The organism is Bailinhaonella thermotolerans (genome assembly GCF_003594875.1).
Lineage (GTDB): Bacteria > Actinomycetota > Actinomycetes > Streptosporangiales > Streptosporangiaceae > Bailinhaonella > Bailinhaonella thermotolerans.
Map to the genome: position 1 here is coordinate 330,353 of NZ_QZEY01000005.1, position 24,386 is coordinate 354,738.

The following is a 24,386-nucleotide window of genomic DNA, read 5'->3' on the forward strand; positions in this document are numbered from 1 at the left end:
CCCGACCTTGAGGGGTGCTCGCGCCCCTCGATCTCAGCGGCGGGCGGTGAAGAAGGCGCGGAGGAGGGCGGCGCACTCGTCGGCGAGGACGCCGGAGAGGACTTCGGGGCGATGGTTGAGGCGGCGGTCGCGCACGACGTCCCAGAGGGAGCCCACCGCGCCCGCCTTGTCGTCGATCGCGCCGTACACGACGCGGTCCACGCGGGACTGCACCACCGCGCCCGCGCACATCGTGCAGGGCTCCAGGGTGACCACCAGGGTGCAGCCGGTCAGCCGCCACTCGCCGAGTTCGCGGGCCGCCGCGCGGATGGCCAGGAGTTCGGCGTGGGCGGTGGGGTCGCCGGTGACCTCGCGTTCGTTCCCGGCCGCCGCGATCACCGTGCCCGTGGGGCCGATGACGACCGCGCCCACGGGGACGTCCCCCGCGTCGCCCGCCGCCGCCGCGTGGCTGAGCGCGAGACGCATGGCCATGCCGTACGGCTCGCGCGGGCTCTCGCCGTACGGCGGGTCGGGGACGGCCATCAGCGCAGGCGGTCCAGTTCGTCGGCGAAGTTCAGGCGCTCGGCGATGACCATGAGGGTCTCGGCGGGCAGGACGCCCTCCTCCATGCTCAGCTCCAGGAGCTCGTCGGAGCCGATCCCGAGGTCCTCGAGGAGTTCCAGGTCCCCCGCCGGGTGCACGCCGAGGTCGGTCTCGGCCTCCGGGGGCAGGCCCGCGAGCTCGCGGAACAGCTCGCCGACCGGGTCCAGGGAGCCCGCGCGGGCGTCGGAGAGGAAGACCCGTGGATCGCCGACGCCCTCCATGCGCACGATGCCGAACCACTCGTCCTCGGCCTCGACGCACAGCAGGGCGAGCTCGTCGCCCTCGGCGGCGTCATGCGCCGCGTCGATCAGGTCGTCTATGTTCCCGGCGCCGGTCAGATCGACCTCCGCGCCTCGCCAGTCCTTGTCTGCGCGCGAGAACACGGCGGCGAAGTAGTGGCTCTGACCGGGTCGGCTGTAACTCGTCGTCATTGCCGGCTCCCACGATCACCCGATGGCGGCGTCCAAGGCGCGCTCGAACGGCTGGGCGAACCCCAGCCGTGACGCGATGCTGGCCAGCACCTCGTCGGGATAGAGCTCCAGGTCGCCGGAGAGGGCGCCGAGCTCCATCTCGTCGAGACCGAGGTCAGCGAAGATCGACAGGTCTCCGGCGGGGAGCACCATGTCGATGTCGTCGTCTTCGTCAGGGATGGGCAGGTCGAGGTATTCGAGGACCTGCTGGGCGAGGGGGTAGTCGTCGAGCGCGGCGGTGATGTCGGAGAGGAAGACGCTCACCTCGCCGCCGAAGACCCGGAGGGCGACGAAGAAGTCGTCCCCGACGGCCACCATGCCGATGGTGCCGCCGATGCCCGGCAACTGCCTGAGCGCGTGGATGAGACCTTCGAGGTCGGCCGTCAGCGCCTGCGGCAGCAGGTCGGCCTCCCACTTCTCGTCCTCGCGATAGACCACGACAGCGAAGTCGGTCGCGCCTAGATCCGTCATCGTCACCCCACCGACGTGGTCCTCCGTGCTTCATCGTCCCAGAAACCACCTCCCTCCGTATCGAGCACCCGCCAAATTGTGATCAAAATCGGAAGGTGCGCTTGCGGAGCGCTTCGTGGATGCGGGCGCGTCGCGACCGCCAGGGCGCGACCCGGCGGCGGAGTTCCCGGGCCTCCGCCAGTTCGCGCAGGAACAGGCTGCGGCGGCGCAGGCGCTCCCGCACCGCCTCCGCCGACGGCGCGTCGGCCGCCCCGGCCTCATCCGGGACGTCCGCCGCCGCGTCGGCCGCTTCGGCCGTCGTGTGACCCTCGTCTTCCCCCGCCGCCTCCCGGTCCGATCTCTGTCGATCCATGAACCGATGGTTCCCCAGGTGAAGCCGGGCGAACCCCGGGAAAGGCGTACCCTTGTCTCCCATGCAGACCCTCGTCGTCGACCACCCGCTCGTGGCCCACAAGCTGACCACGCTGCGGGACGTGCGCACCGATTCACCCACGTTCCGCCGTCTCGCCGACGAGCTCGTGACCCTGCTCGCCTACGAGGCCACCCGGGACGTGCGCACGGCGCCGGTGACCGTCACCACCCCGGTGACCGAGGCCCACGGCGTACGGCTGACGCGCCCGGCCCCGCTGGTCGTGCCGATCCTGCGCGCGGGCCTCGGCATGCTCGACGGGATGACCCGGCTGCTGCCCACCGCCGAGGTCGGCTTCCTCGGCATGATCCGCGACGAGGGCACGCTGAAGGCCGAGACCTACGCGACCCGGCTGCCGGAGGACCTGTCGGGCCGCCAGTGCTACGTGCTCGACCCGATGCTGGCCACCGGCGGCACGCTCGCCGCGGCGATCCGCCTCCTGCTCGACCGCGGCGCCGACGACGTGACCGCGCTGTGCCTGCTCGTCGCGCCCGAGGGCCTGGCGTACATGGACGAGGAGCTCAAGGACGTCGACGTCCCGATCCGCGTCGTCACCGCCGCCCTCGACGAGCGGCTCAACGAGCACGGCTACATCGTCCCCGGCCTGGGCGACGCCGGCGACCGCCTCTACGGCGTCGTCTGACCCTCCGCGCTTCCGCCGGAGCGCGGCGCCCCCGTCCGGGGACGCCGCGCTCCGCCGTTCCGGTCACTCAGGGTGATGGGATGCGCGTCGTCCGTGGAGGTTCGAGGGGCGCGGAGGGCCGGGCGGGGGTGGCCGGCGGGGGGTTTCGCGGTAGCCGCAAGGAGTAGGTGTTCTTACCTGCGAGGTTCTTGCAGTAGGCATCCCATAACGGGCGGAAGCCCATAACCAAGGCTTTACCGGCATAGGCCCGCGTTTGCCGTCGGCGCTGTTACAGTCCGTATTTTCTCGGGTACTTTGTGTGCTGTCAGCGTGTTGTGCGCTGTGATCACCCGTGGCTGGATGCGGTGAGGAGCGACATGAACCACGAGGCCGAGTCCGAGGCCGACCAGGGCGGCGCCGACTACGTCCGGGTCGTCGGCGCGCTGTGCGCGGAGTTCTCGGAAGTCCACCCGCGCCCGACCGTGGTGCGCTGCGTCAACGCCGCCAGGCACGGAGCCATCGAGGTCACGGGCGGTGCGACGCCCGATCTGGTGGAACGGATCGCGCGCAAGCACCTCCAGGTCCTGGCGCTCGTCGCCACGGAACGCGGATGAGCACGCCCTGAATCTGCTTTACCCGACGAGGGGCGTGGGTAATGTATACGTTGGGTGCAGTGGGTGAGTGCTGCGGGAGGCGGCTGTGCAAGTCAAAAAGGTACTTACGTATGTCGCGATAGCCTTCGTGGCGTTTTACCTTCTGTCCCAGCCATCACAGGCTGCTCAGGCCGTGAAGAGCGCGATGGGCGGGGTCGTCAACGCGGCCAATCAACTCTCCAAGTTCGTGAGCGACCTCACATGAGGCTCGTGACGCCGGGCGATTCCGCGCCGGCGTCGGTCAACCGGTATCTCCTTCCCCACGAGCACCAGGTCATCACCGTGCGCAAGCATCCTGCGGTGCTGATGCGGCCCGTCGCCGAGGTCTTCGGCGGGCTGATCGTGGCGGGAGTGCTCAGCAACCGCATCGGCAACGACGGCGGGCCCGTCCTGATGATCATCTGGTGGGCCTGGCTGCTGTTGCTGGTGCGGTTCGTCTGGCAGGTCGCCGAATGGTCGGTTGACTACTTCGTCGTCACCAACCAGCGCATGCTCTACACCACCGGGCTCATCACCCGGAAGGTGGCGATGATGCCGCTGGCCAAGGTGACCGACATGAGCTTCCAGCGGTCCATCATGGGGCGAATGCTCGGTTACGGCGAATTCATCCTGGAGTCGGCAGGTCAGGACCAGGCACTTCGAACTGTGGACTTCATCCCGTACCCGGAACAGCTCTATCTAGAGGTCTGCGGGATGATTTTCCCAAACAGGGACGAAGCGGACGACTAACCCGATTGGGGCGGGCAACGGACCCGGATTCTTCACCTCGGGTTACCCGATCGGTGCGCCACGTGCCATCATGGCGACACCATTGCCCGCCTCCTGTCCGTCTAGTGAGATGACATGCCGAGTCAGGGTTCCATCGGTGACCGTGTGCGAGCGTTGCGGCTGAACCGGCGTCTGTCGCAGGCTCAGCTGGCCGGCCCGGATCTGTCGGACAGCTACGTATCCCTCATCGAGTCCGGCAAGCGAATGCCGACGCCCGCCGTGGTCCGGCTGCTCGCCGAGCGCCTGGGGTGCACGGCGGACTTCCTGCTGCACGGGGTCGAGCCCCGGCAGCGCATCGACGCCGAGTACGGCCTGCGCCACGCCGAGCTCGAACTCCGCCACGGCGACGCGCTGGCCGCCGCCGAGCGCTTCGCCGCGATCGCAGCCAGCGAGAGCGAGGACAACCCCGCCGTCGCGGCGATGGCCCGCCTCGGGCACGCCCGCGCGCTGGAGTCCGCCGGGCGGCTGCCCGAGGCCGTACGCGCCTACGAGGAACTGCGGCAGGAGGCGGCGCACCACCCGGAGCGCTTCTCCGACCTGTCGCTGATCGTCGCGCTGTGCCGGTGCTACCGGGTCGCGGGCGACGTGCTGCGCGCGCGGGAGCTGGGGTCGGCCGCGCTCGAGGTCGCCGAGCGCCTCGACCTGGTGCGCGGGCAGGACGCCATCCAGCTCGCCTCCGCCCTCGTCGCCACCGAGCACGACTCCGGCGTCGCCAACGCCGTGCCGTACGCCGAGCGGGTGCTGCTGGCCGCCCAGCCGGTGCAGGCGGTGGACCGCAGCGACGAGATCAACGTGCTGTGGGACACGAGCCTGCGCGCGGCCTCCGCGTCCGAGCCCGCGCTGGCGATCAAGCTGGCCGACGAGGCCGTGGCCGCGAGCACGCACGCCGGCACGTCCGTGGACCTGGCGCGGCTCGCCCTGGGCTGCGCCCGCATCGCGCTGCGCGGGGAGCCGCCGCGCATCCAGCGGGCCGAGGAGTTCGCGGACCTGGCGCAGCGTTCCCTCGCCGAGCCCGCCCACCAGGCGATGTGCCTGACCATCCTGGCCCGGGTCAAGGTGCTGATGGCCAATCCGTCCGAGGCCGTGCCGCTGGCCCGCCGGGCGCTCCAGCTCGCCGGGGGCACGCCGCGGGTGGAGACCGCCTCGGCCCACACGGTCCTGGGCATGGCGCTGATGGCCGACTCCGACGAGCGCGCCGCCGCCGACTCGCTCCAGACGGCCGCGGGTCACCTGGAGGAGCTGCCCCGCTCCCGCGAGGTGGCCAAGGCGTGGAAGGAGCTCGGCGACCTGTTCAGCCGCATCGGGTACGGCGAGGCGTCGGCCTCGGCCTACCGCAACGCCCTCCACGCGGTGGGCCTGCGCCCGGCCATGCCGTTCCCCGATACCTCCCTGGCCGCCGCGCACGCGGCCTCCTGAGGGCCCGCCGCCTCCGTGGCGTACGAGATCCGGCCCATCGGGGTCGTCGAGTCGCCGCTGAAGGATCGCGCGAGCGCGCCGAAGCAGGGGGTGGAGGGGGCTCCGGAGTCCTGGCTGGCGTTCGATCCCGCGGTGGCCGAAGGCGTCCGTGACCTGCGGGCCGGCGATGAGGTGTTCGTCCTCACGTGGCTGCACCTGGCCGACCGGTCCGTGCTCGCCGTGCACCCCCGCGACGACCCGCGCAACCCGCTGACCGGCGTCTTCAGCACCCGCTCCGCCGACCGGCCCAACCCCGTCGGCCTGCACCGGGTGCGGGTGCTCGCCGTGGACGGCCCGCGGGTGCGGGTGGCCGGCCTGGAGGCGATCGACGGCACCCCGGTCATCGACGTGAAACCGGTCCTCGACGCCACGCGCTGACGGCCGCCCCAGAGCGCCCTTTCGCTCCGCCGTACGGCATGGGCACCCGCCGTACGGCCTTGAGGCGGGCGGGGCGGGCCTCGGTCAGGGGGACAGGCGGACGGGCTGGACGAGGTAGCGGAAGGCGGGGACGGGATCGTCGGCGGCCGGGGGCGTGGTGAAGAGGACCCCCCGGGTGGGGGAGGTGTAGTTGAGCTCGGTGGTCTCGGTGTCGATGCCGGCCAGGCCGTCGAGGAGGAACTGCGGGTTGAAGCCGAGGCGGACCGGGCCGCCGTGCAGGCGGGCCTCCAGGGTCTCGTGGGCGCGCGCGCTGGTGCCGCCGCCGGCCTGGACGCGGACCTCGCCCTCGGTGAAGTCGAGGCGGATCGGGGTGGTGCGCTCGGCCACCAGGGCGGCCCGTTTGATCGCCTCGATGAAGGGGGCGGTGGCGACCTCGGCCTTTCCGGTCCACTCCCTGGGCAGGTGGTTCTCGTAGTCGATGAAGTGGTCGTCGAGCAGCCGGCTGGTCGTGCGCCGGGTGCCGCCCTCGATGCCGATCACCCCCTCGGCGCCGCTCGCGGACAGGGCCAGCGAGACCTCGACGCCTGAGCGCAGCGAGCGGGCGGTCTCGGCCATGACCCGCGCGGGGACCATCGCGCCGGCCTTGAGGCCGGGGTCCTCGGGCTTCCAGGTCAGGCGGCGGACGGCCAGGCGGTAGCGGTCGGTGCAGGCCAGCGTGAGTAGCCCGCCGTCGATGTCGAGGCGCACGCCGGTGAGCATGGGCAGGGTGTCGTCGCGGCTCGCGGCGGCCACCACCTGGCTCACGGCCCGGGCGAACACGTCGCCCTCCAGCACGCCCGCGCGCTCGGGCATCGTGGGGAGCGTGGGATAGTCCTCGACCGGCATCGTGGGCAGCCCGAACTCCGCTCCCCCGCAGGTCACGACCAGCTCGGCGCCCTCGGTCGCCAGGCGCACGTCGCTCTGGGGCAGGCTGCGCACGATCTCGGCCAGCAGCCGGCCGGGGACCAGCACGCGGCCCGGCTCCTCGGCGCCGACGTCCAGACCGGCCTGGGCGGACACCTCGTAGTCGAAGCTCGACAGGGTGAGCCGCCCGTCGGCGACGTCGAGCATCATGGCGGCGAGCACGGGGATCGAGGGACGGGTGGGCAGGCCGCGCGCGGTCCACGCGACCGCGTCGGCGAACTCGTCCCGTTGGGCCAGAATTCTCACTCTCGTCGCCCTTTCAGAGCCTTTTGGGGGGTCCTGACTGATCTCACGCTATCGGTCGCCACCGACAATTCCGGGCCCGCCGAAGACGCCGGAATTCGTGGTATTCGTCCTGGTCAGCGCGGGATTCGGGTCAGCTCCGACGCGAGTTCGCTCCGCCGGTCCCCGCGGGTGAGGGCGTTCGCGAGAGCCGTTCTGACCTCGGCCGTCCGGCCCGCTCTGACCAGGGCGGACGCCTCCGCGAGGGCCTGGCGGGTGTACCGGTCGCGGCGGGGCTCGGCGAGCCAGGTCTCGGCCCAGCGCCTGCGGTGGAAGGAGGGGGTCAGCTTCTCCTGCTCGTAGGCGAGGTACTCCCACAGGCGGTCGTCCATCACGATCTCCGCCGCCGTCCCCGGGGGCAGCTTCGCCGTCCACCCCGCGTCCGGCCGCGCCCGCATCGCGATCCCGAGGAACCGCAGGTCAAGCTCCGCTCCCGCCCAGTCGCACAGCACGCGGCGCAAGATCGCGAACGTCTCCCCCTTGTCCACGAGATCCGCGAACACCACGGGCCGCCCGAGCCCCCTGATCCGGTACGGCGTGAGCCCGACCGCCCCGAGGTACCCCCGCAGCCGCCGTACCTCCTCCGGGGTCGGCTCCCCCTCCAGCGAGATCGTCAGGTGCCGGGCGAGCCCCTCCGCCGAGGTCCCCGCGAGCGCGCCCGTGAGCAGGTCGAACAGGCTGTCCGCCGACCGCCCGAGAAACCACGTCTCCCCGCCCTCCGACGCCGCCAGCACCTCCCCGGCGCATCGGACCAGCTCCGGCAGGTACCAGAGCTCCGGCTCCGGCTCCCCAGCCGTCACCTCCCGGACGACCCGCTCATCCGCCGGATCCCATCGGAACGGCACCACGACCCGCTCGTCCCCGCCCATCCCCCACCCCTCCCGGCCGGCCCGACGCCTCCCGCACATGCTCCCACCCGGGCCGTACGGCACGAGCGCCGACCACCCCCGTCTTGATCTCGCGATCCCGCTCCAAGCCCGGCCGTCCCCGGCACCTCGGCCGATCCCGCCCGCGAAGCGGGATCACGAGATCACGGCACCGGAAAGCGACTCCGCCCCGGCCTCGGCTCCGGCCCGGGCGGCCGCACCCGGGGCCGAGGCGATGCTCGTATCCCGGACTCGGTTCGAGTTCGCGGGCGGGGATCCAGGGGAGGGCGTCGGCGGCGGTCAGGACGGGGTGGGGCGGGTGGGGGTGGAGAGGATGTAGGCGAGGATGGCGGAGTAGTCGCGGTCGCTCCAGCCGGCGGCGTCGGCGTCGGCGAGCCAGGAGCGGGCGGCGGGGGCCAGACGGAGGTGGAGGCCGGCGCGCTCGGCCGCGGCCGTGACGAGGGTGGCGTCCTTGCGGGCCAGGGACAGGGCGAAGTGGTGGGGGTAGTCGCCGGACTCCACGGCGGGGCGGCGGCGCTCGGCCTGGGCGGCCAGGGGGGTCGCGCCGAGGACCTGGAAGGCGGCCTCCCGGGAGAGGCCGAGGGCGTCGGACAGGGCCAGGGCCTCGCCCAGGACGCCGAGGACGCCGAACAGGGTGGAGTTCGCCACGAGCTTGGCCGCGGCCCCGGAGCCGCGCGGGCCCAGGTGGAGCGGGGTGCCCAGGGCGGACAGGGTGGGGGTCACGCGGTCCGCGAGGTCCTTCGGCCCGCCGAGGAATATCTTGAGGGTGCCCGCCTCGGCCTCGGGCAGGCTGCCCAGGACCGGGGCGTCCACCAGCCCCACGCCCTCCGGCAGGGCCGTGACCAGGCGTTCGACCGCCTCGGCGCCCACGGTGGACATCTCCGCGACGACGGCCCCCTGGCACACTCCGGCCGCCACGCCCTCGGGCCCCTCGGTGACCTCGCGGAGCGCCTCGGGGGTGGCCAGCATCGTGATCACCAGTTCCGCGCCTGTCGCCGCCGCGCGGGGGCTGTCCGTGGCGATCGCCCCCGCCCTGACCAGCGGTTCCGCCTTCTCGGGCGTGCGGTTCCAGACGGTCAGCGAGTGCCCGGCGTCGAGCAGCCGGCGCGCCATCCGGCCGCCCATCGCGCCCAGTCCGATGAATCCCACAGTGGCCATGACCCGATCATGCCCGTCCCCGCCCGCCTCACGCCCGCCCGGGCCGTACGGCTCACGCGGGCGTGACGGGGCCGGTCAGCCGTGCCGTACCGGCGACTTCGGGGGCTGCCAGGTGAAGAGGGCGTCGGCCTGGCGGAGCATGGCGCCGGGGCCGAGGCGGGCGGTGAGGCGGAGGGCGGCGTCGCGGAGGGCGACGGCGACCGGGTTGGTCTGGCGCGTCACGCGGTTGATCGTGGCGGCGCGGCGGACGATCGCGGTCGTGCGGGGCAGGCGGGCGGCGGTGTACGCGGGAAGTCCGCCGCCGTCGGTGACCTCGTGGGCGAGCACGACCGCGTCCTCGATGGACTGGCAGGCGCCCTGGCCCAGGTTGGGGGTCATGGCGTGGGCGGCGTCCCCGAGCAGCGCGACGCGGCCGCGGTGGAACGCCGGGAGCGGCGTCTCCAGGTAGTGGACGTCGTTGCGCAGGATCCGGGCGGGATCCGCGCGCTCCAGCATCGACGGGATCGGGTCGTGCCAGGTGGAGAACAGCCGCAGCAGTTCGGCGCGCTCGTCGGGGGCGCGGTCGCCGGCGGGCTTGGGCGCGGTGGCGTAGCCGTACGCGAGGCCGCCGGTCATCGGCATCACCCCGAAGATCAGCCCGCGGCCCCAGGTCTCGCCGGGCACGACGGTCAGGCCGTCCGCGGGGACGAGCACCCGCCAGGCGGTCACGCCGGAGTACACCGGGCCCGGGTGGCCGGGGAAGAGCGTCCGGCGCACCGTGGAGTGGATCCCGTCCGCGCCCACCACGAGATCCGCCTCGATCTCGCCGTCGCTGGTCACCAGCGTGCCGCGCTCGGGGTCCACCGACTCGACGCTCACGCCGAGCCGTACGGCGTCCGCCCCGACCAGGTCCGTCAGCACCTCGGAGAGGGCGGAACGCCGGAGGACCACGGTCGGGTCCCCGTACCGCTCCTGGTGCGCGCCGGAGGAGGTGCGGTTGAGCCACCCGCCGTCCGGGGTGCGCAGGCCCATGGCGCCCTGCAGGGCCGACATCCCGCGAACGGCGTCGCCCGCGTCGATGGTGTCGAGGGCGCGGAGGGCGTTCGGCGTGATGGCGAACCCGGAGCCGACGGGCTCCAGGGCACGCGCGCGCTCCAGGACGGTGACGGTCCAGCCCTTCCGCTTGAGGGCCGCGGCCGCGGTGAGTCCCCCGGTGCCGCCGCCGACGATCGCCGCGTGAGCCATCATGAGCCTCCTTAACTACGAACGTAGTCTCACCGTACTACATACGTAGTTTGATGGGTAGCATGCATCCGTGAGATCGCCGCGCGCCGCCCTCCTCGCCGACACCGCCATCGCCCTGCTCGCCGAGCGCGGCATCCACGGGCTCACCCATCGCGCGGTGGACGAGGCCGCCGGCCTGCCGCCCGGATCGACCTCGAACGTCGCCCGCACCCGCGCCGCGCTGCTGGAGCTGACGCTCGACCGGCTGACCGAACAGGAGCAGGTGGTCATGGCCGGTTTCCGCCCCCCGGACCGGGCCGCCCTCGACCTGGACACGGTGGCCGACACGCTGGCCGGGATCGTCATGCTCCAGCTCAGCGAGGGCCGCACGCGGACGCTCGCGCGCTACGAGCTGGCCCTGGAGGCCAACCGGCGGCCCGAGCTGCGCAAGAGCTACGACGAGATCGGCCGGGGCTTCCGGGACGCCGCGACGGTGTTCATGGCCGCGCTGGGCTCGCCCGACCCGGTGCGGCACGCGCGCCAGTTGATCGCGTACGGCGAGGGCGTCATCTTCTACGCGCTGGTCGGGGCGGGCGGCACCCCCTCCCGCGAGGAGATCCGCCTCGCCATCCGCGACCACCTCCGCGGCTCCCTCTCCCCGCGATAACCGCTCCCCTTCGCCGCGACAGCGGGCTCCCTCTTCCCGCGACAGCGGATCCCCTCTTCCCGCGACAGCGGGTCCCCTCTTCCCGCGAGAGCCGCTCCTCCTGCCCGGGACAGCGGTTCCCCCTCGCCGCGAGATGACCGCTCCCTCCGCGTCCGCGCCGCCGTACGGCCCGGGCGGGGCTCACCGTCGCGAAGTGCAACGCTCGTTTTACTAATTGCATGAAGCGTTGTAATTTGTGGAGGTGCCGCCGTGGACGTGCCCGCTCCGGCACGGAGAGACGCGCGCGCCCGGGGTGCCCGCGTCGGCCGATTCCTCCAGATAGGAGCACTTCCTTGAAAGCCCGAAGCTCCAGCCCCGCGATCACGCTGGCGGTCGTGCTGCTGGGATTCCTGACCCTGCCGATGTCGATGTCCGGGACCACCGTCGCGGTGCCGCTGATCGGGGCCGACCTCGGCGCCTCGGGAGGCGCGCTCCAGTGGGTCGTCACCGGGTACTTCCTGATGGCCTCCTCCTTCATGCTCGTCGCCGGGTCGCTCGGCGACCTCCTGGGCCGCCGCCGCGTCTACCTCGCCGGGGCGCTGGTGTACGCCGGGGGCATGCTCGGCGGCGCGTTCGCCCCCGGGATACTCGTGCTCGACGTGCTCCGCTCGATCACCGGCGTGGGCGCGGCCGGGGTGATGGCCGGCGGCGGCGCGATCCTGGCCACCACGTTCACCGGGCCCTCGCGCACCCGGGCGTTCGCGGCCATGGGCACGATCGCCGGCGTCGGGCTCGCACTGGGGCCCTCGCTCTCGGGCTGGCTGGTCGGCGCGGTCGGCTGGCGCGCGACCTTCGGGATCTTCGCCGCCGCCGGGCTGGCGCTGATCGTCGGCGCGATGTTCATGGCCGAGTCGCGGGCCGCCGCCCGTCCCAGGCTGGACCGGACCGGCGTCGTGTCGTTCATCGGCGGGCTCGCCCTGGTCATGCTGGGGATCACCCGGAGCGCGCAGACCGGGTGGGCGAACGCGCAGGTCGTCCTCCTGATCGCCGCCGGGATCGCGTTGCTCGTGGTGTTCGTGCTGGCCGAGCGCCGTACGGCCCACCCGGTCCTGGACCTGACCCTGCTGCGGAACCGGCGTTTCATGGGCTGGCTGCTCGCGGCCGTGGCGATGGTCACCGGGTTCGGCGGCATCCTGTCCTACCTGCCCAGCTACCTCCAGGGCGCGAGCGGGGCGTCGGCGGGCGAGGCCGGGTTGATGATGCTGATGCCGACGGCGCCGGTGCTGTTCATGCCCGCGCTGGGCGGGCGGCTGGTCAACCGCGGGGTGCCGCCCCGGGCCGTGATCACCTTCGCGCTGCTGCTGATCGCGGCGGGGAACGCGTGGCTGACCGTGCTGCGGCCGGGCGCGGGCGCGCTGGAGCTGGCCGGGCCGCTGGTGTCGGTGGGCGTGGGGATGGGGCTGTCCGCCGGGCTGATCGACGCGCAGGCGATGGGCCAGGTCCCCGCCGCGCGCGCCGGGATGGCGTCGGGCCTGCTCAACACCGTCCGAGGCGGGACGCAGACGCTGGTCATGGCGCTGTTCGGGTCGCTGCTGATCGGCCTGCTCCAGGCCCGTCTCGGCTCCGCCGCGCTGGCCGGGCAGGTCGCCACCGGGAAGCTGACCGGCGGGGACCACGCCTTCCTGGCGGACCAGCTCACCGAGGTGTGGCGGGTGATCCTGTATGCCGTCGCCGGGCTGGGCGCCGTCGCGGCCCTCGCCGTCAGCGCCCTGGTCGCCCCGCCCCGCCGTACGGCTGACGCGAGCACCTCGGCGGACCCGGGCACGGCGGCGGGCCCGGGTACGGCGGCGGGCGCGGGCGGCCCGGCGGATGCGGGCTCAGCGAGGCCCGTGGGGGCCGGGCGGATCGCGGGACGCGCCTGAAGGCGTCGGCCCGGAACGAACCGGAATGAACTGATCGATTGAGAGAGGAACCGAGGGACATGTCAGATGACAAGCGGGTTCGCGTGGATTTCGTGTTCGATGTGATGTGCACCTGGTCCTACCTGGGATACGCCCGTCTCCAGAAGGCCGTGGAGCGGTACCGGGCCGGGGGCGGGCGGGCCGAGGTGCGCTTCCGGCCCTTCCAGCTCCAGCCGGGCGCCTCCCCGGCGGGCGAGCCGCTGTCCGAGGTGCACCGGCGCTTCTTCGGCCCCGAGGCCGAGCGGAAGACCGCGGGCATGCGTGAGCTGGCCGCGAAGGACGGCCTGGACCTGCGCTTCGACCGCGCGGTCTTCACCGACACCTTCGAGGCCCACCGGCTGATCGCGGCCGCCGCCGCCCAGGGCCGGGGCGAGGAGATGACCGAGCGGCTGTTCAGGGCGTACTTCACCGACGGCCTGAACGTCGCCGACGAGGCCGTCCTCCGCCGCCTGGCCGCCGAGACCGGCGTGGCCTGGACCGACGACGGCCGCGACGAGCTGCGCGCCGACCTGGCCAAGGTCCGCCGCTCGGGCGTGACCGCCGTCCCCCTGTTCCGCTTCGGGGACGGCGCCGCGCTCTCCGGCGCCCAGCCCGAGGAGACCCTGCTGCGGGCCCTGAGGGAAGCCGCTCCGGCCACCGTCTGACGCCCGCGATCCGTGCGCGGCTCCGCCCCGCCCGTCCCAGCGCCGCGGCACCGAGCTCACCCTCGGGCCGCGGCGTCCCGGACGCGGCGCCGGGCGGATCCGTCCGGACGGCCGCGTCCCCCTGGCCGGGCCGTCAGTGGGCGGCCATGTCCACGAAGCGGCTGTAGTGGCCCTGGAAGGCGACCGTGACGGTCGCCGTGGGGCCGTTTCGGTGCTTGGCCACGATCAGGTCGGCCTCCCCCGCCCGCGGCGACTCCCGCTCGTAGGCGTCCTCCCGGTGCAGCAGGATGACCACGTCGGCGTCCTGCTCGATCGACCCCGACTCGCGAAGGTCGCTGACCTGGGGGCGCTTGTCCGTCCGCTGCTCGGGACCACGGTTGAGCTGGGAGATGGCGATGACCGGGACCTCCAGCTCCTTGGCCAGCAGCTTCAGCGCACGCGAGATCTCCGACACCTCCTGCTGCCGGCTCTCGGTCCGCTTCGGCGAGCTCATGAGCTGGAGATAGTCCACGATCACGAACCTCAGGTCGTGCCGCTGCTTCAGCCGCCGGCACTTGGCCCGGATCTCCATCATCGACATGTTCGGCGAGTCGTCGATGAAGAGCGGCGCCTCGGCCACCTCCGACATCCGCCGGGCGAGCCGGGTCCAGTCCTCGTCGTTCATCAGCCCGGCGCGCATCGTGTGCAGCGGCACCCGCGCCTCCGCCGACAACAACCGCATCGTGATCTCGTTCCGCGACATCTCCAGCGAGAAGATCACGGTCGTCATCCGATGCTTGATCGCCGCCGACCGCGCGAAATCCAGCCCCAGCGTGCTGTTGTGCGTGGGGACGCAGGCGCGGCCCGCGAGGTACATGTGGTCGGCGTTGTCCACCTCCACGCACCGGACCGGCACCGACTCGACGGGACGCACGTCCACGATGTAGCGCACGTTGGTCGTCGGATGCGTCCTGGTCACCTGCCTCGCCGCCTTGCGCGGGAGGCGGAAGACGCGCTCGGCCGCCGTGAAGCTGACCAGGTAGCAGGTCGAGGAGGCCTCGGTCCGGCCCTTGACCCGCTTCGTCCGCATCGTCGCGCGGTGGCCGAGGCTGAGGACGAGCTCGAGGACGTCCTCCGCGAGCCGCCGGCTCGTGACGGCGAACTGGATCCGCCCGTTCCTGTTGACGTATCCGTCGGTGTCCAGCAGCCCGGCCAGCAGCTCCCGCCGCTGCCGATCCGACGCCCGGAGGTAGACCGCCGGGATGTGCTTGTCCCCCAGCACCCCGAGGGAGCGCAGGACCCCGGTGAGCGAGCGCCGGCCCCGCTCCGCGTCGGGGAACCTCATCGAGTAGGCGTAGGCGCGGGCCGTCTTCCTGATCTCCAGGCCGCAGTCACGGAGGTTGGCCACGATCTCGGGGTCGGCCGTGGTGAACCGTGCCCCGGCGCTGTGCCCGTCGCCGAGCCACACCCCCAGGGCGTACGGCGGGAGCGGAAGCTCACGGTCGGGCAGTTCGAACGGCGCGGCGACCGTGACGGCGTGGTTGGGGCGGTCATCGCTCCCACACCGCAGCGTGGCCGCGATCTCCTCGGTGGTCACCACGTCACGGTGCACCGCCGTGGTCGCGGAGTTCCTCGGCCGGAGCACGCGCGCGTGAAGGGCCTGGAACAGGGCCAGGCGCGGATAGGCGGGCGTGCCCCAGGTGTGATCGCGGACCGGACCGCCCACCGCGCGCGCGACCCTGCCCGACGAGCCGATCTCGGCCTGCACGGTGTGGAGGACGTGCCGGAACTCGGGGCCGACCAAGGCGAGGGCCTCCTGGTGGGTGATGGGCTGGTCCGGGTCGGCCAGGGAGGCGGCGACGGCCCGTCGCACGCGCTCGATCGCCTCGTCCGGCCAGTGGCGGGCGCGCCGTTCCTTCGGGGTCTGCCTCCGGGCCGCCCGGGTCGAGGTGCGCCACTGGTGCTGGGCGTCGGCGACGATCACCGTGCCGTCGCTGAACTCGACCTCGTAGCAGGGCCGGCCGTGCATCACGTCGGTGGCGGCGACGACCCGCGTGGGCTTGCCGTCAGCGCCGATCAGATGGTCGCCGGGCCGTACCTCGCCCATCGTCGTCCAGCCGTCGGGCGTGGGGAGGGGCGTGTCGAGGGCCAGGGCCTTGCCGATGGCGGGCCGGGCGGCCACCACGATCATCTGGCCGGGGTGGAGGCCGTTCATCAGGGAGTCGAGGTCCTGGAAGCCGGTGGGGACGCCGGTCATCTGGCCGGCGCGGCTGCCGATGGCCTCGATCTCGTCGAGGGCTCCGGGCATGATCTCGGAGAGCGGGCGGTAGTCCTCGCTGGTGCGGCGCTCGGTGACCGCGTAGACCTCGGCCTGGGCGCGGTCCACGAGGTCGTCGACCTCTTCACCGGCGCCGCCGTAGCCGAAGGAGACGATGCGGGTGCCGGCCTCGATGAGGCGGCGCATGATGGCCTGCTCGCGGACGATCTTGGCGTAGTAGCCCGCGTTGGCGGCCGTGGGGACGGCCGAGATCAGCGTGTGGATGTACGGCGCGCCGCCCACGCGGGGCAGCTCGCCGCGCTTGCCCAGCTCGTTGGCCACCGTGACGGCGTCGGCGGGCTCGCCCCGGCCGTACAGGTCCAAGATGGCGTCGTAGACGATCTGGTGGGCCGGGCGGTAGAAGTCGTCGGAGCGCAGGACCTCGACCACGTCGGCGATGGCGTCCTTGGACAGCAGCATGCCGCCCAGAACGCACTGCTCGGCCTCGACGTTGTTGGGGGGCGTGCGCTCGAAAGACGCCTCTCGCGCCGGAAACTCGGCAACGCTCACGTGCACCCCCCTGCCGTTCGGCCACTACATCCAGGTCTAGCGCGCGCCACCGACATTTCCCTGGCGCCTCGCCCGTCACTCCCGGCCCCGGGTCGCGTACGGACTCACCAGTGTCGCCGGGTCGCCGCGCGAGCGGCAACGCGGCCTGGTGATCAGCATGGGGACAACCTGGGGATAGCCGCCCCCAAGGTGTGGGCGAACTGTGGACAGCCCTGTGGATTTCTCCGCCGAGTTGTCCCCAACACGCTGCTGACCTGCATAAACAGAAATCACAGCCTGTGGAGAAAAGAAATCTCCCGCGACACGCCGTTCACTCTGTCCACACCCGCCGTTCTCCTCTCCGCCGGCGCCCGGTCCCGACCCGCCGCGACCGTCGCCGCGCCTCTCCGCGCCGTTACGCCGCGACCGCCGCCGCCTCTCCTCGCGCCGTTACGCCGCGACCGCCGCCGCGCCTCCCCGCTCCCCCGCCTGCCCCGGGCCCCGCGCTCCCGTCCCCGCTCCTGCCGTACGGCGCGCGCCCGCCGTACGGCAGGAGCCGGGCGGCCGGCGGGATCCGTCCGGCGATAGCGGTGGGGAACGGTGCTCAGGGAGGGGTGGGGCGACTGGGGAGGTTTCGGGCGGCAGTACGGTGAATCCGTGGGTGAACGGGGTGATGTCCGGGGGACGGGGCGCAGGCACGACAGGGAGATTCTGCGGCTCGCGGTGCCCGCGTTCGCGGCACTGGTCGCGGAGCCGTTGTTCCTGCTCACGGACTCGGCGATCATCGGACACGTCGGGACGGGGCCGCTGGCGGCGCTCGGCGTCGCCGGGCCCGCGCTGGCCACGATCGTCAACCTCTGCGTGTTCCTGGCCTACGGGACCACGGCCGCCGTGGCCCGGCAGATCGGGGCCGGGGACATGGCCAGGGCGATGCGGCAGGGCATGGACGGGCTGTGGCTGGCCGCGCTGCTCGGCGGCGTGCTGGCGCTGGCCGGCTGGCCGCTCGCGCCGTGGATAGTGGACCTCCTCGGGGCCTCGCCCAACATCGCGGGCATGGCGGTGACCTACCTGCGGATCAGCCTGCTCGGCGTCCCCGGCCTGCTGATCGTGCTGGCCGGGACCGGCGTGCTGCGCGGGATGCAGGACACGCTGACCCCACTGGTCGTGTCGGTCGGCTCGTTCGCCGCCAACGCGCTGCTCAACATCTGGTTCGTGGTCGGGCTGGGCTGGGGGGTCAGCGGGTCCGCGTGGGGCACGGTGATCGCGCAGACCGCCGGGGGCGTGGTCTACGTGATCGCCGTCGTGCGGGGCGCGCGGCGGCACGGGGCGGCGCTCTCGCCGGACCTCGCCGGGCTGAAGGCGGCGGGCACGTCCGGGTTCGCCCTGTTCGTGCGGACGCTCAGCCTGCGGGTCGTCATGGTCGTGGCCACGGCGATCGCGGCGCGCGTCGGGGACGTGGAGGTGGCCGCGCAGCAGCTCGCGTTCCAGATCTGGACGTTGCTGGCGTTCGCGCTCGACGCGATCGCGATCGCCGGGCAGGCGATCACCGGCCGGTCGCTCGGGGCCGGCGACGTCGAGGGGACCCGCTCGGCCACCCGCCGCATGGTGATCTGGGGCGTGGGCAGCGGAGTCGTGCTCGGGCTCCTGGTCGTCGCCGCCCGGCCGCACATCCCCGGGATCTTCACGCCCGACGCGCGCGTGGCGCACGAGCTGCTGGCCGCGCTGTGGGCCGTGGCGCTGCTCCAGCCGATCGCCGGGCTGGTGTTCGTGCTCGACGGAGTGCTCATCGGGGCCGGTGACCAGCGCTACCTGGCCTGGACGGGCGTGGTCAACACGCTCACGTTCCTGCCCGCCGCCTGGCTCGTGATCGTGTTCGACGGCGGGCTGATCGCGCTGTGGGCGGCGATCGCCCTGTGGATGCTCTCCCGCGCGGTGACGCTCTCCCTCCGCGCCCGCGGCACGTCCTGGCTGGTCACCGGCGTCCCCGCCTGACACTCCGGAACCAGCCCGGAAACAGCCCGGAACCAGGCCGGTGCCTCCGGGTTCCCCGCCGCCCGCACGGCCCCGCGCCGCGGGCGGGAGCCGTACGGCCGGAGCCGGGTGGGGCCGGTGCCGTACGGCTCGCGCGGACGCGGGACGTCAGCGGGTGATGTCGGCGGGACCGATCGCCGGGCCGTGGTCGAACGGCGACGCGGGCCCCTGCACGCGGAACGGCGGCCCGGACTCGTCCCAGTCGAGGTCCATGTCCACGTCCATCTGCAGGGTGTGCTCGTGGCGCACGGACGAGCGGCGGCGCAGCCGGGCCGCCACCTCGCGGCGGAGCAGGGGCAGGATCTTGTGGAGCCGCCCCGGGCAGCCGGTGGAGTTCAGGTCGCGGTGGCCGATGATGGCGCGGTACGGGTTGAGGTCGTAGACCTCGCACAGCCACGCCGTGAGGTGGGCCAGCGACTCCAGCAACTCGTCCGGGGGCATGGCCCGGGTGTAGTTGCCCTCGTTCTCGATGCCCACACAGCGGTTGTTGTGGTTGGCGACGTGGGCGCCGATGGCGTGAAGACCGGAATTGATCGCCCTGAGGGTTCTGTTTCGGCCTTCCATTATGTGTCCACCACGACTGATGGTGAAGTGCTGACCGGTATCCTCCCAGCCGTTATTCTTCATATGATGCGCTTGAATGGCCCGTGAGAGCTGAAACGCCCTATCGAGCCCATAGTCCTTCGTGTTGCCGCTCGCCGTGTGGTGCACGACGACGTACTCCGGCCGCTTGTTGACCAGGACCGCACGCCTTCTCGGCGGCCTGGCTCCCCAATCGGCACGCGTATAGATCTTGGGACGGCGCATGGCCGCCGTCGCCGCGGACGCGGACGCGCCCACGGCGAATCCGGACGCCTCCGCCAGAAGCGCCCCTCCGGCCAGTACCGTCCCCCTGGCCAGCACCGACCTGCGTTCGACTGACAATGTGACCTCCGACCGATCGTGGGTCCTCGGGGACTCCCACCTCGGCCGGAACGGCCTTGAGAACTCGTCCGGGTCCATGCCCGCAGGAGTTTCGGACAAGCCTAAAACTGCACAAAGGTCCGAGAAGGCAGATCACATAGCCCGCCTTCTTGAACAAATGCGGCATATTGCGCCATGCTTTGCCCCGAATAGCACGCATCACTCAGGCACGATCGGGTTCGCTGTGTCCATCGATCTTCAGCAACCGTCCTCGTCGGTCCTGCGCAAGCAGCCGCCCACCGACCTCACCAATCTGCGCACCGGATTCCGCCACCGCCTGCGCCAGGTCTACGTCCGCAGTGACCTCGTCGTGCTCGGCCTCGGGGTGATGATCGGCGGCGGCATCTTCAATCTCGCCGGACGCCTCGCCCACAACACGGCCGGCCCGGGCGTGATCCTCTCGTTCATGATCGCGGGCATCATCTGCCTGCTGGCCGCCCTGTGCTACGCCGAACTGGCCTCGACGATGCCCTCGTCGGGCAGCGCCTACTCGTTCACCTACGTGATCTTCGGCGAGCTCTGGGCGTGGATCATCGGATGGGCGCTGATCCTGGAGCTGCAGCTCGCCGCCGCCGTGGTGGCCCGCCTGTGGTCCATGAACATGACCCGGGCCCTTGAGGACTTCGGCGTGGTCATCCCCCCGTCACTGGGGAGGTTCGTCGGCCAGGGCGAGGGCTTCGACCTGTTCACGCTGTTCATCCTGCTCGCGCTCACCGCGATCGTGGCCCAGGGCGCCCGCCTCGGCGTGAAGGCGCTGTGGGTGCTGGTGATCGGCAAGCTCGTGGCGATCGGCGCGGTCATCGTGGTCGGCGCGACCCGGTTCGACGTGGACAACCTGACCCCGATGCCGACCCCGGTCCAGGAGGCCGCCGCCGGGGTGCACACCTCGGTCAGCCCCTGGTCCATGATCATCGGCGGGGAGACCGTGTTCGGGTGGGGCGGCATCTTCGCCGCCGCCGGGGTGATCGCGTTCGCGTACATCGGCTTCGACCTCATCGCCACCGCCTCCGAGGAGGCCGAGGACGCGCCGCGCAACGTGCCCCAGGGCATGATCCGCAGCCTGGTCCTGGTCATCCTGATCTACATCGCGGTCGCCGTCGTCATGGTCGGCATGAGCCCGCACGAGAAGCTGAACAAGGACACGCCTCTCGTGTCCGCCTTCGACTCCCTCAACCTGGGCTTCATGACCAAGGTCATCGACATCGGCGCGATGCTCGGCCTCACCACGGTCATCCTCGTGCTGCTGGTCAGCCAGACCCGCGTCGTGTTCTCCATGGCCCGCGACGGGCTCCTCCCCCGCGGCCTGGCCGAACTGAGCAGCCACTACCGCACCCCGTCCATGGCCACGCTGGCCATCGGCGGCACCGCGATCGTCATCTCCCAGGCCGTGCCGGTGCTCCCGCTGGAACAGCTCGTCGTCATGGGCACGCTGTTCGCGTTCCTGTTCGTGGCGGCCGGCGTGGTCGTGATGCGCGTCCGCATGCCGCACCTGCCGCGCGGCTTCCGGGTCCCGCTCAACCCCGTGCTGCCGATCCTGTCGGCCCTGCTCACGCTCTGGCTGATGCTCAACCTGGACTGGAAGACCTGGATGATCTTCGGGATCTGGATGGTCGTCGGCGTCGCGATCTACCTGGTGTACGGCCGCCGCCACAGCATGCTCGCCCCCCAGTCCTACTCCCGCCGCCGCGGCGGCCGCCACGCCCGCTAGGGTCCCCCGCCGTACGGGCTGAGCCGGGCGCTCGCGTCGCCGTACGGCCGGCCGGGTGCTCGCGCTGCCGTACGGCCCGGGCGGGGCGCTCGCGTCGCCATACGGCCCGGGCGGGCGTTCGCGTCGCCGTACGGCATGGCCTGCGCGTACGGCGGGGCGAGGGGCGTCGGTCGTGGGATGAGTGGACCGTCCCCCGGACGCCGTTGGCCGGGGGACGGAGGATCGGGCCGGTCAGCGGGCCGGCGTGTCCGCCGCCTCCGGGTCGGCGGGCGCGGGCGTGATCTCGCCCGACCGCTCGTCCCGGCGGCTCTTGAGGATGCTGAGCAGGGTGGTGACGCCGAGCACGGACACGATGACGCCGAGGGAGACCCAGTTGTTGATCTCCGGCACCCAGGTGACGTGCTCACCGCCGTTGATGAACGGCAGCTCGTTCTCGTGCAGCGCGTGCAGGACCAGCTTCACGCCGATGAAGCCGAGGATGACGGCCAGGCCGTACGACAGGTAGACCAGCTTCTCCACCAGCCCGCCGAGCAGGAAGTAGAGCTGGCGCAGGCCCATCAGGGCGAACGCGTTGGCCGCGAAGACCAGGAACGCGTCCTGCGTGATGCCGAAGATCGCCGGGATTGAATCGACCGCGAACACCAGGTCGGCGCCGCCGATCGCCACGATGACGATGAACATCGGGGTCAGCATGCGCCGCCCCTCGTGCCGGACCGTCAGCCGCGGGCCGTGGTAGTCGTCGGTCACCGGGAACAGCTTGCGGACCAGCCGGACGAGCCCGCCGTTGGGGTCGTATTCCTCGCTCTCCTGCTTGCTGAACGCGAACTTCCACGCGGTGTAGATCAGAATGCCGCCGAACAGCCAGAAGATCCAGGAGAACTGCTGCACCGCCTGCGCCCCGACGGCGATGAAGACCCCGCGCATGACCAGCGCCATCATGATCCCGATGAGCAGCACCCGGTGCTGGTGGATCGCCGGCACCGCGAAGCTCGACATGATGATCATGAAGATGAACAGGTTGTCGACGCTCAGGGAGTACTCGGTGATGTAGCCGGTGGCGAAGGCCGCCGCCTGTTCGGGGCCACCGAATATCCAGACGCCGACGCCGAAGGCGATGGCCGTCCCGACGTAGAAGACGACCCACTTGGCGGCCTCGCCCACGCTGATGGCGTGCGGCCGCCGGTTCACCAGGATGAGGTCGATCAGGATGAGCCCGAGCAGCGCGACTACCGCCGCGCCCCAGACCCACATGGGCACGGACATAGGTGGGGGCATGTGTGCTCCTCCGACTGGCGCATGGTACGTCTGCCGGAGGTCTTCTCCGCCCGCGCTGAGCCGCGGACCGACCGCGCCGGGACCCTTGGGGATCCGTGATGACGACGCGGCCGCGAAGGAGTACTCCCCTCCACTGTCTGACGCCATGGTATTGCCCGAATCCGCCCAAAGAAAATACGCAGGACCCCTGACCTGCCCACAGACCCCCGCGAAGGCCGCCAGAACCCCCGCGCCGCCCCGCCGTACGGCCGAGAGCCCGCCCCCGCCCGCCGTACGCCTGCCGTACGGCCTGAGCAGCCGGAACGGCGGGCACACGGAACGGCGGACGAGCGGCGACAGGCGACCCGCCGACCGCCGATACGGCGGCAGCCGATACGGCGGCAGCCGATACGGCGGCAGCCGATACGGCGACGCGGGGCTAGAGGCGGCGGGCGTCGAGGACGCGGCGGAGGAACTCGCGGGTGCGGGGCTCGCGCGGATCGGTGAAGATCTGCTCCGGGGTGCCCTTCTCCAGCAGGACGCCGCCGTCCAGGAAGCACACCGTGTCGGCGATGTCCCGCGCGAAGCCCATCTCGTGCGTCGCGAGGATCATGGTCATGCCGGACTCCTTGAGCTCCCGGATGACGCCGAGCACCTCGAGGACCAGCTCGGGGTCCAGCGCCGAGGTGACCTCGTCGAGCAGCATGAGCCGCGGCCGCACCGCCAGGGCGCGCACGATGGCGACCCGCTGCTGCTGGCCCCCGGAGAGCCGGTCGGGGTACTCCCCGGCCTTGTCCAGCAGGCCGAACCGGGCCAGCAGCTCCCGGCCCAGCTCGGCGGCCTCAGCGCGGGGACGGCCGTGGACGCGGACCGGGGCCAGCGTGACGTTCTCCAGCACCGTCATGTGCGGGAACAGGTTGTACGCCTGGAACACCATGCCGATCCCCCGGCGTACGCGGTCCGGGTCGGCGCGCACGTCGGTGATCTCCTCGCCCTCCAGGAAGATCGCGCCGTCGTCGGCGGTCTCCAGGAGGTTGACGCAGCGCAGCAGCGTGGACTTGCCCGAGCCGGACGCGCCGATCAGGCAGACCACCTCGTGCGCGTTCACGTCGAGGTCGATGCCGCGCAGGACGGGGTTCCCGTGGTAGAGCTTCCACAGGCCCTCGACGCGCAGGAGCGGGCTCATACGCCGCCTCCCGGTCCGCGGCGCCGCGTCGCCCGGGCCGCGAGGTAGTCGGTGAGCCGCGCCATCGGGACCGTCAGCGCGACGAACAGCAGCGCCGCCACCAGGTACGGCGTGTAGTTGAACATCTTGCCCGCGTCGATCTGGGCCTGCCGCAGCGCCTCGATGACGCCGATGACCGACGCCATCGCGGTGTCCTTCTGCAGCGACACGAAGTCGTTGAGCAGCGGCGGCGCCACGCGGCGCACGGCCTGCGGCAGCACGACGAACCGCATCGTCTGCAGGTGCCCCAGCCCCAGGGACCGCGCCGCCGCCCGCTGACTCGGGTGGACGGTGTCGATGCCGGCCCGGAACACCTCCGCGACGTAGGCGCCGTACGACAGGGTCAGCGCGATCACCGCGAGCACCATCGGGTCGGACGGCACGCCCTTCAGGTTCAGCGCGGGCAGGCCGAACCCGATCAGGTAGACCACGAGCAGCGTGGGCGTGCCGCGGAAGATGTCGGTGTAGGCCACCGCGAGCGCGCGCAGCGGGAAGAACACCGGCGTCTTCAGCCCGCGCACGACGGCCACGAGCAGCCCGAGCGGCAGGATCAGCAGCTCGGCGATCACGAAGATCTGGACGTTCTTCCAGAAACCGGCGAGGACCTCGGGGAACGACATCGCGAACGCCTCGCCGGAGAAGAACGTCTCCTTCACCCGGGGCCAGCCGGGCGAGTTGACGATCGCCCAGGCCGCGATCACGACGAACACGACGGTGGAGACCGTCGCGATGGATCCGGAGCGTACGGCGGCGCGGCGGCGCAGGCGTTCGCGTTCGCGCTGCCGTTCGCTCTTCTCCCAGACGGCGGTGGTGGTGCTCACTTCGCGCTCACTTCGCGCTCGATTCGTGCTCAGGGGCGGCTCGGGGC

General features: G+C 72.1%; 23 protein-coding genes. 10 read left to right on the forward strand and 13 right to left on the reverse strand.

From position 1 onward, the window contains the following. Window positions 1-33 precede the first annotated feature (33 nt). The 4 genes from tadA to D5H75_RS16925 form a co-directional block, all read right to left on the reverse strand. Window positions 34-522: a tRNA adenosine(34) deaminase TadA gene (gene tadA / locus D5H75_RS16910; RefSeq protein ID WP_242454284.1), complete on the reverse strand. Its 489-nt coding sequence runs from the start codon at window positions 520-522 to the stop codon at window positions 34-36. Then, window positions 522-1,013, reverse strand: a complete 492-nt coding sequence (locus D5H75_RS16915; RefSeq protein WP_119927417.1) for a tRNA adenosine deaminase-associated protein — start codon at window positions 1,011-1,013, stop codon at window positions 522-524. Before D5H75_RS16915 ends, tadA begins: the two co-directional genes overlap by 1 nt. A 15-nt stretch (window positions 1,014-1,028) precedes the next feature. Next, window positions 1,029-1,523 carry a tRNA adenosine deaminase-associated protein gene (locus tag D5H75_RS16920; protein ID WP_119927586.1) on the reverse strand — a complete coding sequence of 165 codons (495 nt, stop codon included), beginning with the start codon at window positions 1,521-1,523 and terminating at the stop codon, window positions 1,029-1,031. An 82-nt stretch (window positions 1,524-1,605) separates the two neighbouring features. Beyond that, window positions 1,606-1,875, reverse strand: coding sequence for a hypothetical protein (locus D5H75_RS16925; protein ID WP_147425188.1), 270 nt, complete (start codon window positions 1,873-1,875; stop codon window positions 1,606-1,608). 61 nt (window positions 1,876-1,936) lie between these two features. On the opposite strand from D5H75_RS16925, the gene upp reads away from it, so the two are divergent. The 5 genes from upp to tsaA all read left to right on the forward strand — a co-directional run bounded on the left by upp (window position 1,937) and on the right by tsaA (window position 5,808). Further along, the gene (upp, locus tag D5H75_RS16930; protein ID WP_119927419.1) at window positions 1,937-2,575 is read left to right on the forward strand and encodes a uracil phosphoribosyltransferase; all 639 of its coding nucleotides are present in this window, start codon (window positions 1,937-1,939) and stop codon (window positions 2,573-2,575) included. 356 nt (window positions 2,576-2,931) lie between these two features. Beyond that, the gene (locus D5H75_RS16935; protein ID WP_119927420.1) at window positions 2,932-3,168 is read left to right on the forward strand and encodes a hypothetical protein; all 237 of its coding nucleotides are present in this window, start codon (window positions 2,932-2,934) and stop codon (window positions 3,166-3,168) included. A 240-nt stretch (window positions 3,169-3,408) separates the two neighbouring features. Beyond that, entirely contained in the window at window positions 3,409-3,936 is a 528-nt protein-coding gene (locus D5H75_RS16940) for a PH domain-containing protein (protein WP_119927421.1), read from the forward strand. A gap of 144 nt (window positions 3,937-4,080) precedes the next feature. Continuing rightward, window positions 4,081-5,391 carry a helix-turn-helix domain-containing protein gene (locus tag D5H75_RS16945; RefSeq protein WP_242454285.1) on the forward strand — a complete coding sequence of 437 codons (1,311 nt, stop codon included), beginning with the start codon at window positions 4,081-4,083 and terminating at the stop codon, window positions 5,389-5,391. A 15-nt stretch (window positions 5,392-5,406) separates the two neighbouring features. Beyond that, the gene (gene tsaA, locus D5H75_RS16950) at window positions 5,407-5,808 is read left to right on the forward strand and encodes a tRNA (N6-threonylcarbamoyladenosine(37)-N6)-methyltransferase TrmO (RefSeq protein WP_119927423.1); all 402 of its coding nucleotides are present in this window, start codon (window positions 5,407-5,409) and stop codon (window positions 5,806-5,808) included. An 84-nt stretch (window positions 5,809-5,892) separates the two neighbouring features. Here the strand turns inward: tsaA and dnaN are convergent, their stop codons facing one another. The 4 genes from dnaN to D5H75_RS16970 all read right to left on the reverse strand — a co-directional run bounded on the left by dnaN (window position 5,893) and on the right by D5H75_RS16970 (window position 10,325). Next, the gene (gene dnaN / locus D5H75_RS16955) at window positions 5,893-7,017 is read right to left on the reverse strand and encodes a DNA polymerase III subunit beta (protein WP_119927424.1); all 1,125 of its coding nucleotides are present in this window, start codon (window positions 7,015-7,017) and stop codon (window positions 5,893-5,895) included. A gap of 113 nt (window positions 7,018-7,130) precedes the next feature. Next, window positions 7,131-7,922 (reverse strand): hypothetical protein, encoded by a 792-nt coding sequence (locus D5H75_RS16960; RefSeq protein ID WP_119927425.1) that lies wholly within the window; start codon window positions 7,920-7,922, stop codon window positions 7,131-7,133. Window positions 7,923-8,219: 297 nt separating this feature from the next. Next, window positions 8,220-9,098 carry an NAD(P)-dependent oxidoreductase gene (locus D5H75_RS16965; RefSeq protein ID WP_119927426.1) on the reverse strand — a complete coding sequence of 293 codons (879 nt, stop codon included), beginning with the start codon at window positions 9,096-9,098 and terminating at the stop codon, window positions 8,220-8,222. Between the two features lie 75 nt (window positions 9,099-9,173). Next, complete coding sequence (locus D5H75_RS16970; RefSeq protein WP_242454286.1) at window positions 9,174-10,325, reverse strand: FAD-dependent monooxygenase; 1,152 nt, start codon at window positions 10,323-10,325, stop codon at window positions 9,174-9,176. A 67-nt stretch (window positions 10,326-10,392) separates the two neighbouring features. Here D5H75_RS16970 and D5H75_RS16975 point away from each other — a divergent pair, with 67 nt between their 5' ends. The 3 genes from D5H75_RS16975 to D5H75_RS16985 all read left to right on the forward strand — a co-directional run bounded on the left by D5H75_RS16975 (window position 10,393) and on the right by D5H75_RS16985 (window position 13,552). Continuing rightward, entirely contained in the window at window positions 10,393-10,968 is a 576-nt protein-coding gene (locus tag D5H75_RS16975) for a TetR/AcrR family transcriptional regulator (RefSeq protein WP_119927427.1), read from the forward strand. 332 nt (window positions 10,969-11,300) lie between these two features. Further along, window positions 11,301-12,869, forward strand: a complete 1,569-nt coding sequence (locus D5H75_RS16980; RefSeq protein ID WP_202638232.1) for an MFS transporter — start codon at window positions 11,301-11,303, stop codon at window positions 12,867-12,869. 59 nt (window positions 12,870-12,928) lie between these two features. Then, the gene (locus D5H75_RS16985; protein WP_119927429.1) at window positions 12,929-13,552 is read left to right on the forward strand and encodes a DsbA family oxidoreductase; all 624 of its coding nucleotides are present in this window, start codon (window positions 12,929-12,931) and stop codon (window positions 13,550-13,552) included. 133 nt (window positions 13,553-13,685) lie between these two features. On the opposite strand, the gene dnaB is transcribed toward D5H75_RS16985, so the two are convergent. Further along, window positions 13,686-16,358, reverse strand: coding sequence for a replicative DNA helicase (dnaB, locus tag D5H75_RS16990; protein WP_119927588.1), 2,673 nt, complete (start codon window positions 16,356-16,358; stop codon window positions 13,686-13,688). Window positions 16,359-16,994: 636 nt separating this feature from the next. Between dnaB and D5H75_RS16995 the strand changes: the two genes are divergently transcribed. Further along, window positions 16,995-18,329 carry an MATE family efflux transporter gene (locus D5H75_RS16995; protein ID WP_119927430.1) on the forward strand — a complete coding sequence of 445 codons (1,335 nt, stop codon included), beginning with the start codon at window positions 16,995-16,997 and terminating at the stop codon, window positions 18,327-18,329. Window positions 18,330-18,476: 147 nt separating this feature from the next. Here the strand turns inward: D5H75_RS16995 and D5H75_RS17000 are convergent, their stop codons facing one another. Further along, window positions 18,477-19,370: a peptidoglycan recognition protein family protein gene (locus D5H75_RS17000; RefSeq protein ID WP_119927431.1), complete on the reverse strand. Its 894-nt coding sequence runs from the start codon at window positions 19,368-19,370 to the stop codon at window positions 18,477-18,479. 145 nt (window positions 19,371-19,515) lie between these two features. Between D5H75_RS17000 and D5H75_RS17005 the strand changes: the two genes are divergently transcribed. Next, window positions 19,516-21,039: an APC family permease gene (locus D5H75_RS17005; RefSeq protein WP_242454287.1), complete on the forward strand. Its 1,524-nt coding sequence runs from the start codon at window positions 19,516-19,518 to the stop codon at window positions 21,037-21,039. Between the two features lie 231 nt (window positions 21,040-21,270). Here the strand turns inward: D5H75_RS17005 and D5H75_RS17010 are convergent, their stop codons facing one another. The 3 genes from D5H75_RS17010 to D5H75_RS17020 all read right to left on the reverse strand — a co-directional run bounded on the left by D5H75_RS17010 (window position 21,271) and on the right by D5H75_RS17020 (window position 24,339). Next, window positions 21,271-22,314 carry a TerC family protein gene (locus D5H75_RS17010; protein ID WP_242454288.1) on the reverse strand — a complete coding sequence of 348 codons (1,044 nt, stop codon included), beginning with the start codon at window positions 22,312-22,314 and terminating at the stop codon, window positions 21,271-21,273. A gap of 418 nt (window positions 22,315-22,732) precedes the next feature. Continuing rightward, window positions 22,733-23,479, reverse strand: coding sequence for an amino acid ABC transporter ATP-binding protein (locus D5H75_RS17015; protein ID WP_119927433.1), 747 nt, complete (start codon window positions 23,477-23,479; stop codon window positions 22,733-22,735). Next, window positions 23,476-24,339, reverse strand: a complete 864-nt coding sequence (locus D5H75_RS17020) for an amino acid ABC transporter permease (protein ID WP_119927434.1) — start codon at window positions 24,337-24,339, stop codon at window positions 23,476-23,478. Before D5H75_RS17020 ends, D5H75_RS17015 begins: the two co-directional genes overlap by 4 nt. Window positions 24,340-24,386 lie beyond the last annotated feature (47 nt).